The sequence below is a fragment of the Aerosakkonema sp. BLCC-F183 genome, assembly GCF_041929145.1.
Classification (GTDB): domain Bacteria; phylum Cyanobacteriota; class Cyanobacteriia; order Cyanobacteriales; family Aerosakkonemataceae; genus Aerosakkonema.
Genome location: NZ_JBHFNU010000054.1, coordinates 148,268 through 162,500 on the forward strand (window position 1 = coordinate 148,268; position 14,233 = coordinate 162,500).

The 14,233-nt window shown below is 45.7% G+C and carries 12 protein-coding genes (1 of these 12 only partly in view); 2 read left to right on the forward strand and 10 right to left on the reverse strand.

Annotated elements, in window-relative coordinates; translation table 11 throughout:
* Positions 1–79: 79 nt before the first annotated feature.
* The 9 genes from ACE1CD_RS16245 to ACE1CD_RS16285 all read right to left on the reverse strand — a co-directional run bounded on the left by ACE1CD_RS16245 (position 80) and on the right by ACE1CD_RS16285 (position 12,508).
* Complete coding sequence (locus ACE1CD_RS16245) at positions 80–1,678, reverse strand: radical SAM protein (protein ID WP_374801312.1); 1,599 nt, start codon at positions 1,676–1,678, stop codon at positions 80–82.
* Between the two features lie 143 nt (positions 1,679–1,821).
* Entirely contained in the window at positions 1,822–3,372 is a 1,551-nt protein-coding gene (locus ACE1CD_RS16250; RefSeq protein ID WP_374801314.1) for a radical SAM protein, read from the reverse strand.
* Positions 3,373–3,449: 77 nt separating this feature from the next.
* Positions 3,450–4,982: a radical SAM protein gene (locus ACE1CD_RS16255; RefSeq protein WP_374801316.1), complete on the reverse strand. Its 1,533-nt coding sequence runs from the start codon at positions 4,980–4,982 to the stop codon at positions 3,450–3,452.
* An 84-nt stretch (positions 4,983–5,066) separates the two neighbouring features.
* On the reverse strand, positions 5,067–6,617 hold the full coding sequence (locus ACE1CD_RS16260) for a radical SAM protein (RefSeq protein WP_374825511.1): 1,551 nt from the start codon (positions 6,615–6,617) through the stop codon (positions 5,067–5,069).
* A gap of 70 nt (positions 6,618–6,687) precedes the next feature.
* Complete coding sequence (locus ACE1CD_RS16265) at positions 6,688–8,217, reverse strand: radical SAM protein (RefSeq protein WP_374801320.1); 1,530 nt, start codon at positions 8,215–8,217, stop codon at positions 6,688–6,690.
* 76 nt (positions 8,218–8,293) lie between these two features.
* Positions 8,294–9,823, reverse strand: a complete 1,530-nt coding sequence (locus ACE1CD_RS16270; protein ID WP_374801322.1) for a radical SAM protein — start codon at positions 9,821–9,823, stop codon at positions 8,294–8,296.
* Between the two features lie 33 nt (positions 9,824–9,856).
* Complete coding sequence (locus ACE1CD_RS16275; protein ID WP_374801324.1) at positions 9,857–9,982, reverse strand: hypothetical protein; 126 nt, start codon at positions 9,980–9,982, stop codon at positions 9,857–9,859.
* Positions 9,961–11,184: an aminotransferase class I/II-fold pyridoxal phosphate-dependent enzyme gene (locus ACE1CD_RS16280; RefSeq protein ID WP_374801326.1), complete on the reverse strand. Its 1,224-nt coding sequence runs from the start codon at positions 11,182–11,184 to the stop codon at positions 9,961–9,963. The genes ACE1CD_RS16275 and ACE1CD_RS16280 overlap by 22 nt, the downstream gene beginning before the upstream one ends.
* On the reverse strand, positions 11,174–12,508 hold the full coding sequence (locus ACE1CD_RS16285) for a DUF3326 domain-containing protein (RefSeq protein ID WP_374801328.1): 1,335 nt from the start codon (positions 12,506–12,508) through the stop codon (positions 11,174–11,176). Before ACE1CD_RS16285 ends, ACE1CD_RS16280 begins: the two co-directional genes overlap by 11 nt.
* 752 nt (positions 12,509–13,260) lie before the next feature.
* Between ACE1CD_RS16285 and ACE1CD_RS16290 the strand changes: the two genes are divergently transcribed.
* Both ACE1CD_RS16290 and ACE1CD_RS16295 read left to right on the forward strand, forming a co-directional pair.
* Positions 13,261–13,482, forward strand: a complete 222-nt coding sequence (locus ACE1CD_RS16290) for a hypothetical protein (protein ID WP_374825513.1) — start codon at positions 13,261–13,263, stop codon at positions 13,480–13,482.
* Positions 13,473–13,667, forward strand: coding sequence for a hypothetical protein (locus ACE1CD_RS16295; protein WP_374825515.1), 195 nt, complete (start codon positions 13,473–13,475; stop codon positions 13,665–13,667). Before ACE1CD_RS16290 ends, ACE1CD_RS16295 begins: the two co-directional genes overlap by 10 nt.
* A gap of 278 nt (positions 13,668–13,945) precedes the next feature.
* Here the strand turns inward: ACE1CD_RS16295 and ACE1CD_RS16300 are convergent, their stop codons facing one another.
* On the reverse strand, positions 13,946–14,233 hold the end of the coding sequence (locus ACE1CD_RS16300; protein WP_374801332.1) for an NF041680 family putative transposase. It continues 1,017 nt past the right edge of the window; only the last 288 of its 1,305 coding nucleotides appear in the window; its start codon lies beyond the right edge, outside the window; it ends in the stop codon at positions 13,946–13,948.

A 14,233-nucleotide genomic window follows, 5' to 3' on the forward strand; every position in this document is an offset into this window, starting at 1 on the left:
AAAAACACTTGATAATTTGAGATTTTAGATGGCAGATTTATCCAAATTTGACATCTGAAATCTGCCATCTGAAATTTCGCTAACTGACTGCAACTGGGAGATTTAAATTTGTATTCAAAGCATTCTGATTGTTGGTTGCCGAACCATTTTCTTTTTGATTTGCAGGCTTGTTTGAGTTGCCAAAGAACCAGTCAAGCCCTCCATCTCCAGTGCTAACTAAGCGCAGCTCCCAATCAGAAACTTCCTCATAGCTCATATGGTGAGTATCGGCGCAGGCTGTCATAAAGCCTCCGAGAATTTCTGGGTCTGTAAATCGCACAAGACCCGACCCACGGATGCTATGTCCTTGAGGAGTTCCTGGAATAGGAGATATAGCATAAGTACCGACCCAAAATTGTAAAGCCGGATTAATACTCTTGAGGTCTTGATAGAGTTCCGAGATTGCTTCTTCCAGACGAAGCATAGTTTCGTGGCTATCTTCTGGCAACCCGATCACCACCCCGTATTGCAGTCGAGCGACACCTGCATTGACGATCGCTCTTAGCATATCGCAGTGCTGTTTCCAGGGCAGCAACTTAGCATAAGATTCCCGCCCGACTACAGGACGTTCTGCCGGAATGAAAGCCTCGTAACAACCAATTTTACCATCCCAACCCCAGAGAGCTTGTATAAGTTCCTCGTCCGGAATCAAATCCTCCGGACTCCGTTCATAACCGCGTCCTTTGGTTGCCTTCTTTATTTCCAAACCATTACACCAGTTGAGAGCAAGTCCCAAATCTCGCACTCCCTGCATGATTTCCAGAACTTCTTGCTTGCCCTCCTTAAACAGCACCCGACCCAGGAATTGATCCGACAAACAAATGACCGAATTAGCACCTGCTTCCTTCTGACGGCTGAACCATTGCAACGCTCTTTCGGGCGTCATTCTGCGGTAACCGATTTGGTAGGTGGGAGTTTGGCAGAAATCGCATTTGCGATCGCATCCCAAATCCGGCATTACCGAACCGCTAGGGGGAAAACCCAGTACTCCGGGTTTGTAATACATCCGACTCAAGCATTGCTTGGCCACCTCCACACTGGGCAAAGGCCAATCTTCCGGACTCATAGGGGGCAAACGTGAGGGATATTGAGTGCCGTCAGCCAAAAGCACACCCGACAGCTTTTCCTCCATCGGTCTGCCCAACACATAGTCGTAAATCGCCTTGTTTGCCCCACCTGTTTTATCTAGGACAATTGCTGTTGCCCCTGCTTGTAGATAAATGTGCGGTTCGGCAATGGCATCACTACCCCCCACCACCACTGGTCTGCCACCACGGGATAGATGTTGAATTGTCATCAAAGCCAGTTGGCGGTTGCCTACGAAGTTATTAGTTACGCCCCAAGCATCAAAGGAGTGCGGGTCGAGGGAGGTAATCCGTTTGCCATCGTACCGTTTGGAGAGCCGCATTCCCCTCCAAATCACTTCTCCGTATTCTTCTTCGCAATCGCCATCTCTGAGGTCAACTAATTGGGCATCGAACCCCAGCGCTTGCAAGTGAGCCAGCAAAATCTGCTTGCTGGGTAGAGGCGTGTATTTGAAGTTATCAGTCCAATTTTTTCCTTCAGGGTCAATTAGCTTCCGCCCTGGTAATTCTACCAATCCAATGCTGGGAGCTTTTTTACCTTCTAAGGTCACCACTGTTAAATCCTCCATTTATAAAGAAAAAGTAGAATTGCCATTTGGGTCAATGAGCTTCAGCGCTGGTAATTCTACCAGTCCGAATCCTGGGAGCTTTTTCGGAGTGTAATTTTCCCGTCGTCACCATTTTCCAAACAATGCCTTTAAACCGCTGCCTTTTCCCGAACACCTTTTGCCATCTGACCTACCCCAGTCAGATTTTTGTTACCGATGCAAGCTAGACGGAATTGCCAATCCGCAACCTCCTCATAGGTCATATAGTGAGTATCGGCGCAAGCTGTCATAAATTCACCCACGATTGCCGGGTCATCAAAGCGTAAAAGACCCGAACTCCGGATATTTTGTCCTTGTGGCGTTCCTGGTATAGGGCGAATTGAAAAGGGAGAAAGACAAAAATTCGTTGCCGGATTAATTGTCCTGAGTTCTTCGGAAAGTTCCCAGAAAGCCTCTTCCAGACGCAACATAGTTTCCTGGCTGTCTTCTGGTAGCCCCAAGATGACACCATAGTAAATATTCGGAACGCCTGCACGCACGATCGCTCGCAGCATTTCGCAGTGCTGTTGCCAGGGTAGTAGCTTTGCGTAGGATTCCCGGCCAAAAATCGGACGTTCTGCCGGAATGTAAGCTTCATAACAGCCTACTTTGCCATCCCATCCCCAGAGAGCTTCTACCAGTTCGTAATCTGGTGTCAGATCCTCGCTGTGGCGATCGTAACCCCGTCCCAGAGTTGCCTTTCTGATTTCCAGACCATTAGCCCAGAGGATGGGGAGTTCCATTTCCCGAACTCCCTTCATAATGTCGAGTATTTCTTGCCTTCCGCCGTTAAACAGCACCCGCCCCAGGAATTGGTCTGAGTAAGATATGACAGACTTCGCACCCGCTTCTTTTTGAAGGGCTAACCATTCCAGGGTTCTTTCCGTGGACATTCTTCTGTAACCTGTGCCGTAGGTAGGCGTTTGACAGAAGTCACACTTGCGATCGCATCCTAGATCCACAAACACCGAACCCATCGGTAATATGGAAATTTCCCCCTCCGGTGCCCAGTATTCTCTCCCCAAACATTGCTTGACTACATCCAATGACGGTAGCGGCCAATCTTGCGGGTGCATCGGCGGCAAGCGCAACTCGTAGCGAGTGCCGTCTGCGAGGATAACTCCTGAAATAGGCTCGCGCATCTGAAGCCCTAGCACGTAGTCAAATATTGACCAATTTGCCCCACCGGATTTGTCCACTACTATTGCAGTTGCTCCCGCTTGCAGATACAGCTTTGGATCTGCAATAGCATCGCTTCCCCCCACCACTACTGGTTTTCCACCACTGGCTAGATGGCGAATTACCATGAACGCGAGGTCGCGGTACTGCATATAGTTATTTGTCACGCCCCAGGCATCAAACGATTGCGGGTCAATAGAGGAAATCGGCTTGCCCAAATACCTTTTTGAGATGAGCATCCCATTCCACATCACCGTGCCGTATTCTTCTTCGTAGTTGCCGGAGCGAAGATTCACCAGTTGGGCATCAAACCCTCCTGCTTGCAGACTCGCCAGTAAAATCTGCTTAGAAAGCAGCGGTCCGTACTGACTGCATTCATTGCGTTGGATGCCATTTGGGTCAATTAGCTTCAGGGCTGGCAATTCTACCAATCCAATCCGGGGAGTCTTTTTGGTTTGTAATTTTACCGTCGTCTGCATCATTTATGTAAATCCTCGTTAAATCCGATGCCACTACCCTGCAATCACCGACCGTAAGCATTTACCCACGACCCTTGACCCTAAACCGCTGCCTTTTCGCGAACAGCGTTTACCATCCGACCTACCCCAGTCATACGGGTATCGCCGATACAAGCTAGACGGTATTGCCAATCGGAAACTTCCTCATAGGTCATATAGTGAGTATCGGCGCAAGCTGTCATAAACTCGCCCACGATTGCCGGGTCATCAAAGCGTAAAAGACCCGAACTCCGGATGTTTTGCCCCTGCGGTGTTCCTGGTATGGGCCTTATTGTCGTCGGAGCAATATGGAAACTCACTGATGGATTAATTGTCTTGAGTTCTTCGGAGAGTTCCCAGAAAACTTCTTCCAGACGTAACATAGTTTCTTGGCTGTCTTCTGGTAAGCCCAGGATCACACCGTAGTAGATCCGAGGAACACCTGCACGCACAATCGCTCGCAGCATTTCGCAGTGCTGTTGCCAAGGGAGCAGCTTCGCGTAGGATTCCCGGCCAAAAATCGGACGTTCTGCGGGAATAAAAGCTTCATAACAGCCTACTTTGCCATCCCATCCCCAGAGAGCTTCTACCAGTTCGTAATCTGGTGTCAGATCCTCGCTGTGGCGATCGTAACCCCTTCCTAGCGTTGCCTTCCTGATTTCCAGACCATTAGGCCAGAGTATCGGCAGTCCCAGTTCGCGAACTCCCTTGGTGATGTCTAGAACTTCTTGTCTTCCCTCATTAAACAGTACCCGCCCCAGGAATTGGTCTGAGTAAGACATTACCGATTTGGCACCTGCTTCTTTTTGAAGCTCAAACCATTTGAGCGCTCTTTCCGTGGACATTCTTCTGTAGCCTGTGCCGTAGGTGGGTGTCTGACAGAAGTCGCATTTGCGATCGCATCCTAAATCCACAAATACCGAACCCATTGGGAAAATAGGTATTTCGCTCTCTGGTGCCCAGTATTCTTTCCCCAAACATTGCTTGACTACATCCAATGACGGTAGCGGCCAATCTTGCGGGTGCATTGGCGGCAAGCGCAACTGGTAGCGAGTCCCGTCTGCTAAGATGACTCCTGAGAGACCCTCTCGCATCGGCAAGCCCAGCACGTACTCGAATATCGGCCAATTTGCCCCACCGGATTTGTCTGTGACTATGGCAGTCGCTCCCGCTTGCAGATACAGCTCCGGATCTGCAATGGCATCGCTTCCCCCCACCACTACAGGTTTTCCACCACTGACTAGATGGCGAATTACCATGAACGCGAGGTCGCGGTACTGCATATAGTTATTCGTCACGCCCCAGGCGTCGTATGATTGTGGGTCGAGAGCAGAAATCTGCTTGCCCACATATCTTTTGGAAAGGCGCATCCCTTTCCACATCACCGTACCGTATTCTTCTTCGTAGTTGCCATCGCGCAGGTTCACCAGTTGGGCATCGAAGCCTCCCCCTTGCATACTTGCCAGCAAAACCAGTTTGGAAAGCAAAGGTTCGTACTGGTTGCATTGATTCCGCTGGATGCCATTTGGGTCAATTAGCTTTAGGGCTGGTAATTCCACCAGTCCAATCCGGGGACTTTTTGCTGTTTCCGTCATCTTAATTAAATCCTCCCTAAACTTAAATTTATTTCAAATTTTAGAGTTCAAATTTCAAATTTAATTAAATCTGAAATCTGAACTCTAAAATCTGAAATTTCCTGCCTTAGCTATTTTTCGAGATAAGCGTAATGCCGGTAATTGTTCAAAGATGGGGATGATGTCCCCAATCCGCATCAAACGCAATTGCCAATCAGCAACCTCCTCATAGCTCATATGGTAAGTATCGGCGCAAACTGTCCAGAATCCTCCGATAATCTCTGGATCGTCAAATTTTAACAACCCTGATTTGCGAATGAGTTCATCCTGTGGCGTTCCAGGTATGGGAGAAATTGCCAGGGGCAAAGTTAGCATAATCAATGATGGATTAATACTCTTGAGGTCTTGATAAAGTTCTGTGAATGCTTCTTCAAGACGAAGCATTGTTTCGTGGCTATCTTCTGCCAGCCCAATGATAAAGCCGTATTCAATGCGAGGAATGCCAGTACGAACTATAGCCCGCATCATTTCGCGATGTTGTTGCCAGGGCAGCAGTTTGGCATAGGATTCTCGTCCGAAAACCGGACGTTCTGCGGGAATATAAGCCCAGTTACAGCCAACTTTGCCGTCCCAACCCCAGAGGGCTTGTACCAATTCCTCATCTGGAATCAAATCTTCGCTTTCGCGTTCGTAGCCGCGTCCTTTTGTTGCTTTCTTCAGTTCCAAACCGTTGATCCAGGATACGTTTACTCCTACGTCCCGGACTGCTTGCATAATGTCTAGGACTTCTTGCCTACCATCTTTAAATAGCAGCCGCGCTAGGAATTGGTCTGAGTAACACTGAAATGATTCGGCACCCGCTTCTTTCTGAATAGCTAACCATTGACGCGCTCTTGCGGGTGTCATCCTACCGTAACCCATTTTATAGGTTGGTGTTTGACAGAAGTCGCATTTGCGATCGCAACCAATATCAAAAATAACCGAGCCTACTCGTTTTTCCGTTTCCGATTGAGCGTGCTTGAACAAGTCCACACCCAAGCACTGTCTGGCTACATCTACACTAGGTAAAGGCCAATCTTGGGGAGTCATGGGAGGAAGCCGTTGGGGAAATTGACTGCCGTCTGCCAATATGACACCCGTCAGCTTTTCCCGTATTGGTCTATTGAGTACATAATCGAATATCGCCCAATTTGCACCACCCGTTTTGTCGGTGACAATTGCACTTGCCCCTGCTTCCAGATACAGTTGCGGTAAGGCGAAGGCATCTGACCCTCCCACCACTACTGGTTTACCAGCACTGGATAGATGCCGAATTGCCTCCAAAGCCTGTGGGCGGTATTGCATATAGTTGCTGGTCACGCCCCAAGCATCATAAACTTGCGGATCGAGGGAGGAAATTTTGGTGCCCTCGTATCTTTTGGTTAGCTTCTCGCCTCTCCAGGTGACCGTGCCGTACTCTTCTACATAGTCACCAACTCTCAGGTCAACCAGTTGGGCATCAAACCCCCCTGCTTGCAGGCTAGCCATTAAAACCTGCTTGCTGCTCAAGGGGTAGCAACTAGGTAAAGCCCAATCTCCTCCTTCTGAGTCAATTAGGCTCTGTACGGGTAATTCCACCAGACCTATGCTGCTCGTTTTGTGGTTTGTTAATGTCATTGCTCTTTTCCCATCGCTAATTTTTCGTAACCTTTACAAAAAACCACCTTTGTCGTGGGTGCCAGCGCGTTTATTTTGTAGATTTAACGTTTACAAACGGTTGAGTTATCTCCCAATTTCCGATCGATTCCAAACGGAATTGCCAATCGGAAACCTCTTCATATGACATATGATGAGTATCGGCGCAAGCTGTCATAAACCCTCCCCTAATTTCGGGATCTTCAAAGCGTAATAGACCTGACTGACCGATCGAACATCCCTGTGGCGTTCCCGGTAAGGGAGAAATAGCGTAGATATCGATGTCAAATGACACCGACGGATTAATTGTTTTCACTTCTTGATAGATTTCCGATAAAGCTTCTTCTAGGCGGAGCATACTTTCATGGTTGTCGTCTGGTAGCCCCACGATGACACCGTACAAAATCCTCGGTACGCCTGAGAGTACGATCGCTCGCACCATTTCCCGATGCTGTTTCCAGGGCAGCAGTTTGGCATAGGATTCCCGCCCAAAAACTGGACGTTCTGCGGGAATGTAAACTTCATAAGTGCCTACTTTGCCGTCCCAGCCCCAAACTGCTTCTACCAATTCCAGATCGGGAGTCAGATCGTCGCTGTTGCGATCGTATCCTCGTCCTTTTGTTGCCTTCCTCAATTCCAGACCGTTAAGCCAGCTAATCGCTAGTCCCAAATCCCGGATTCCTTTCATAATATCCAGAATTTCTTGCTTGCCGCCTTTAAACAGGACCCGACCCAGGAATTGGTCTGATAAAGAGCTAACTAGACTAGCACCAGCCTCTTTCTGAAGAGCGTACCATTCGAGGGCTCTTTGGGGTGACATTCTTTTATAGCCTGTGCCGTAAGTTGGCGTCTGACAAAAGTCGCATTTGCGATCGCATCCCATATCGGGAATCACTGAGCCAATTGGATTCATCCGAGGGTCAAATATGTTTGGGTTTCTGTAACCGAAACATTGCTTGACTATATCTAATGATGGTAAAGGCCACTCTTCTGGAGTCATGGGATGAAGGCTCAGGGGATATTTAGTGCCGTCAGCCAAGATCGCGCCTGAAAGCGACTCGCGCATCGGTCTTTTCAGCAAGTAGTCAAAAATCGGCCAGTTGGCAGCACCCGATTTATCAGTTACTACTGCTGCTGCCCCTGCTTGCAGATACAGGTGTGGTTCTGCGATCGCATCGCTACCCCCGACTACCACTGGCTTAGTGCCACTCGCTAGATGCCGAATCACCATTAACGCGATCGTGCGATTTAGCGTGAAGTTATTCGTTACGCCCCAAGCGTCAAATGATTCTGGGTCAAGCGAGGATATTCTTGTGCCTGAATACCTTTTGGAGAGGTGTATCCCTCTCCAAGTCACCTCTCCGAATTCTTCTTCGTAGTCATCTGCTCTCAGGTCAACCAGTTGGGCATCAAAGCCGCCCGCTCGCAGGTTAGCCAGTAAAATCTGTTTACTGCTCAGAACTATCTTTTTGCCCGATGGATTCCAATTTTTTCCCTCTGGGTCAATCAGCTTCAGCAATGGTAGTTCCACCAGTCCAATTCTGGGAGCCTTTTTAGTTGCCATTGACATCAAATTCTGCATTTTGTCAATCCTCTACACCTATATATGGTTAAAGTAGGGACTTGCGGTGGGAGTCTGTTTTTCAGTTGAGGTTTTCTTAACTCTTCTCAAGAGATACCAAATTCTTGACCCAAAACCCGTCTCCTGCTCGTTTGAGGCGAAATTGCCAATCGGCAACTTCCTCATAACTCATATACTGAGTATCAGCACAAGCCATTCCCATCGTTCCGAATATGGTCGGATCTTCAAAACGTAAAAGACCTGAATTACGAATGTTTTGCCCTTGAGGAGTTCCGGGTATAGGCGCAATTGAACTGGTTAATATCCAAAAACTCAGTGCCGGATTAATTGTTTTGAGTTCCTGACAAAGTTCTGTGAGGGCTTCCTCAAGGCGGAGCATACTTTCATTACTGTCATCTGGCAGTCCTAGCACCAATCCGTAAACAATCTTCGGTACGCCTGCACGCACGATCGCTCGCATCATCTCGCGGTGCTGTTGCCAGGGTAACAGTTTGGCATAACCTTCCCGGCCAAAAACTGGACGTTCTGCTGGAATGAAGGCATAATAGCAGCCTGCTTTGCCATCCCATCCCCAGAGCGCTTCTATCAGTTCGTAATCGGGAATCAAATCTTCGCTGGTGCGTTCGTAACCCCGTCCAAGGGTGGCTTTCTTCAATTCCAAACCATTACCCCAGATGATCGGGAGTTCCATTTCTCGGACTCCTTTCATGATGTCGAGTACTTCTTGCCTTCCGTCTTTAAACAACACGCGCCCCAGGAATTGATCTGAGTGACAGATCACGGATTTCGCACCTGCTTCTTTCTGAAGCTCGAACCATTTCAGCGCTCTGGAAGGCGACATTCTTCTGTAGCCTGTGCCGTAGGTTGGGGTTTGGCAAAAGTCACATTTGCGATCGCATCCCAAATCGGGAAATACCGAACCTATTGGCAATAACCAATTATCTTCCTTCGACCAGAATTCCAGCCCAAAGCACTGCTTAACTACCTCCAATGACGGTAGCGGCCAATCTTCCGGGCTCATCGGTGGCAACCGCAGAGGATAGCGGGTGCCGTCTGATAAAATTACCCCAGACAGAGGTTCCCGCATCGGTTGTTTCAGTACGTAGTCAAAAATTGGCCAGTTCGCTGCACCGGATTTGTCTATTACTACGGCAGTTGCACCTGCTTCCAGATACACTTGAGGTTCGGCGATCGGATCGGAACCTCCCACTACTACTGGCTTCCCACCGCGAACTAAATGGCGGATCGTTTTGAAGGCCAGTTCGCGGTACTGCATATAGTTATTGGTAATGCCCCAAGCGTCGTAGGCTTGCGGATCTAGGGAAGTAATGTTGGTCCCCAGATACCTTTTAGACAGATTAATGCCTTTCCAAGTTACGCTGCCATATTCTTCTTCGTAATCGCCTGCTCTAAGATTCACCAGTTGAGCATCGAACCCACCAGCTTGCAAGTGTGCCAGCAAAACTTGCTTGGAAAGCAGAGGTTCGTATTGTTCGCTGAGATTTCTGTTTATGCCATTGGGGTCTACCAGCTTCAGTACTGGTAATTCCACCAATCCGATGCGAGGAGCTTTCTTTTGAGTTGCTAAAGAGATTACGCTTTGCATATTATGTTAATCTTGTGTTTTGGTTTTGCAGTTTTATGCCATTACCTCAACGAGCGTTTCGCGATCGAATCTTTCCAGATGCCATTCCGTTATTTCTTCTCCGGGTATAAGAATAGCAATTCCTGGCGGAATTTTCTTTAAGCTGCTACAGCTAACCATTCCTTTGGCTTGTCCCAATTTAATTTTTTTTTTTCAGCAAAAAAAGCCTCCCTTGGGAGAACGCGCATGATAGGTTGACGGGTAAAAGATTTTTCATCTTTTACGTTTCTTTGTTCTCGTTGCTGTAAAATTGTTAAATATATTTCTTCTAAAACCCTTGCTACGTAAAAAAAGTCTTTTTCCCTATGCTGGAAAGAAAAAATTAACAAAACTCCCCGTTCATTAGAGTATTCACTATCAACACCGCGTTCGACAAGCAGTTCTGCTATTTCATCCCCTGTGGCATAGTCGCTGCATAGAAATATTTTCAAAGGATCGCAAACATTGGCATCATAAGTTAAAATTTTGCCAAAGCTATCGAGTAAATTCCTCAATTGATTGCATTGGGCAGACGCATTAACAAACAGAGACTTTCCTTGTAAATCAAACGCTGATTGAATAGCATCTTCAATACTTAATATCAGCAAATTACTGCGCGTAGTATTTTCAAACAATGCTAGACCTGTCATCACTTGTTCCTGGGTAATCCTCGAATTTTTAGGTATATGTAGCAAAGCTGTTTGTACTAAGCTTCCTACATATTTATGGAGACTGTGAATGACAATATCTCCACCTTCTTCAATCGCTGATTTTAAATTTTCTTCCATAAAAGGGAAATGACTGCCATGAGCTTCGTCGATAATCAAGTCTATGTTTCTATCTCGGCAGTACCGTGCGATAGATTGTATGTCTGCTAGCGTACCCTCATAACTTGGATGAGTTAAGAAAACGGCATCAACTTCCTGACCCTCTGTTTCCAGTGCTGAAATTACTTCTTCAGCAGTTGGCATCAGTAACTTTGATGGAATAAAAAATAGCTCCAAGCCAGTAAGCACAATTCCGTGAATCACAGCGATGTGGCTATTCAATCCAATGGCAATCTTCCGATGCTTCATCCCCAGTAATGCAATCGCAGCCAAAACTCCTTGGGTCGCGCCCCCAGTTAAAAAGAAAGTGTGTTTGGTATTGTACAACTCAGAAAAATACTTTTCGACCTCAATAAGTTTGCTGCGGGTGACAAAGGGTACATCATACTCATAGATGCGATCCGTGAGATATTTAAATTGTCCAGATACTCCCTGATGAGCTGGTGTATACAACCGCACTTTAATGTCGGAAGCATGAGATTCTACAATGTTATAGGCAGAGGGTTTAGTATTCATAGAAGTTGCTGTTATCTAACAAGAGTGGTTTGATAGGAGCTAAAGGGCGTGTGGTTGTTTCGGGAACGATTCCATGACGCAAAGCAAGCAACAACCCTGCTGCTTCTGTATAGGTGTTCGCGTAATAGATTTTTCTTTCCTTCTCGTTAATTTGGAGCAAGGCTGGAGTGATTTTACATTGAGTAGGATTACCGCGAACTAGAATTACGGGAATGTTTTGATCTAAACTAGCTAAAAACGGAATGTTACCAACTGTTGTTTCTGGCATTACAACTGCGGATATGTTTTCCACGGAAATCCTTTGGCTTCCTTCTGGCAAAGGAGTATCTATTCTCACCGGACGCGGCGAATTGATTAATCCTTTTAAGGGCGAACAAACATAAGCGCTAGAAATCAATTCCGCTCCATCGCGAACATCTCCGAGCGTGCCAAACATACTATGCTTCCATTCGATTAACAATGGGGCATGAGCGGCAGTAAAAGGATAAAAATTGGTGGTCATATGAGTCAGAATTGCTTCTGCGCCTCCCCAAGGATTGGGAATTGCATCTCCTCGATAATATTGCTGTCTGATTGCATCATCAACTAACAGCGTAGTGACAACGCCCACTGCGCTAGTTTCGGTTGTCTCAATAATATCCAGCGCCCGCATCAGTTCATCAATACCGCTAAATTTGCCAGAGGCATGACCGTAGGAAGAATAAGTACATTCGGTTTCTATTCTTCCGCCACTTATAATTACTGGATCGATATTAATTCCTCCTACCGATCGCAAAGCATTCAAAGCATTTAGTACATTGTTGATGATGAGTTCATTTTCATGATTTTCAATAATTACACCAATATTTTTACGTTTTTCTGGCACTAGCCCAATATGTCCTAACAACAAGTGACAAATTAAGTTACCTTCCAGGTAGAGAACATTATCATTTGCATAGTAAAGGTCGGAGGCAGTAACTGCATTCGGGTTGGTAATTAAGTAGTCGCAGGCTGTAGATAACAGATTAGTACTAGGAGTTGCATCTCCTGCAAATCCGCCTATTTCAGCCCGGACTCCTGTAGGAATAATACTGACAGCAACAAAAGGTTTTGCAGAAGCAGCTTGACGAATGTTTATATCCAACAAAGAAGGCCAGACGGGGGTTTTTTTTGTTTGAATAAAGCTACATTCAAACGTTAATTCTTCCTCTTGAACAGAAGTTAAAACAATTCTTATAGGTATACCCGGTAATGACAGATCTCCTATTTGACAAGCAATTTGACGCCATGTACGCCGATCCGAAGGACATTTTACTTGAAAATCTTTTGTAAAGACTATTGACACAAATTTCCTCCCGTGGTATAACTTTTAATCTTCATAATTTGGGTTAAAATGCTTGGTTTCTGGCATTGTATACGCAAAATACCCGTTTTTACAATTATTTTGAGAATTTATTTACTCAAGTTAAGACTGAGCGCCCTTTCCTTAGAAATGGTTGTAATCCAATTAGGTGACATCTTATGTAATAAGTATTAATACCTATTAAGTGTCTCGTTTTGTGGTGATTAGGCAGACATAAATAAACGAAACTATGTAACGAAAGGTAAACTGGGCTAAAATCCTGATGCTATGTGCTTTTCAGCCTCTAATTACCGCTTTGCCTCCATCTGACGGGGTGACAACTATCCGTCAACACCTTACTACGTGCAGTGTTGACGGATAGTTGTCAAAAAAAATAGGTCGTCTATTCTCAAGAAGACCTAGTTTAATGAAAATATGAATTTACCCCAATTTTACCAAATTCACTTGCTTTCTTCAACTCAAACGCTCCGAATATTTAATTTTATCTATTCTGCTCAACTTGTGACAAAGCTACAGATGGGTAAGACTCGAAGAGTTGGCATCAAAATTTCCTCAAAACATCCTATTTGAGAGTAGGCGACGAAAACTGCAAAGATTTTTATCTATTCCTCAACTGACAATTGCTAAAATTTGGTGGCCAATTTTCACGTATTGGTTAAACCAAACATTTGACTCTACAGAAGTTTTATCTAATAGCCATTGATAGAACCCAATGGAGAAATGTTAATTTGTTGATGATTAGCTTGATTTATCAGCGACGGGCTATTCCGTTCTACTTTGAACTTTTACCTAAGTTAGGCTGTTGTAATCTAGCTCAACAAAAAGAGGTACTGGCGCTGGCTTTACCTTTATTACAAAATTACACAATTGTCGTGTTAGGAGACAGAGAGTTTTGCTCAGTTGATTTAGCAACATGGCTTGTTGGCGGAACCGGATGTATTTCTGCTTGCGTCTAAGACGTAATGAATATATTGAAATTGCTGCTGATATTTGCGTTCAATTAAAGGCTTTGAGGCTATCTCCTGGAGTTTCTTTATATCTAGAAGGGGTAAAAGTTACCAAAAGCAAGGGATTTATCGGCGGTAATATTGCGTGTAAGTGGAAACGGAAGTATCGGGGATGGTCAGCCGACGAAGCTTGATTTATCTTGACAAATCTTCCAGATTTGCAGATAGCCTTATCAGCTTATCAAAAACGGTTTGGCATTGAAGAAATGTTTCGATATTTTAAAAGTGGTGGATATAATTTAGAAGAAACTATGTAGATGGTCAGCGATTATTTGGGTTAGTTTTACTGACTGGAGTTTAGACTAACCGCGCTTTAGGGCGCGGTTAGTCTAAACTCCTAGCAATCAAAAATAGCTCAGCTAGAAGCTGAGTAAAAAAGAGTGATTAAATTAGGATTTAAAAGTAAAAAAAGTTAAATTTTTGAGTTCTTTTTGGTTCGAGAAGCACCTTTTTTGACCAGAGGATAACGAGTACGAGGTGACCTTTGTTGTCCAGTGGGCCAGCCGGGAGACTTTCCACGGGGTTTAGGAGAATCAGCAGGTGTACCAATCACGGCTAAAACTCCTGCCATAGCTTGTGCAACTCGACCAGGAGTTAATTTACTCAGGCATTTTTGCCAAGGTAAGGGTCTATCTTTGACTATTTCGCGTGCTAACCAAAGTTCCCAAGTAATCATCGGCATCAAATCACTCCACCGCTC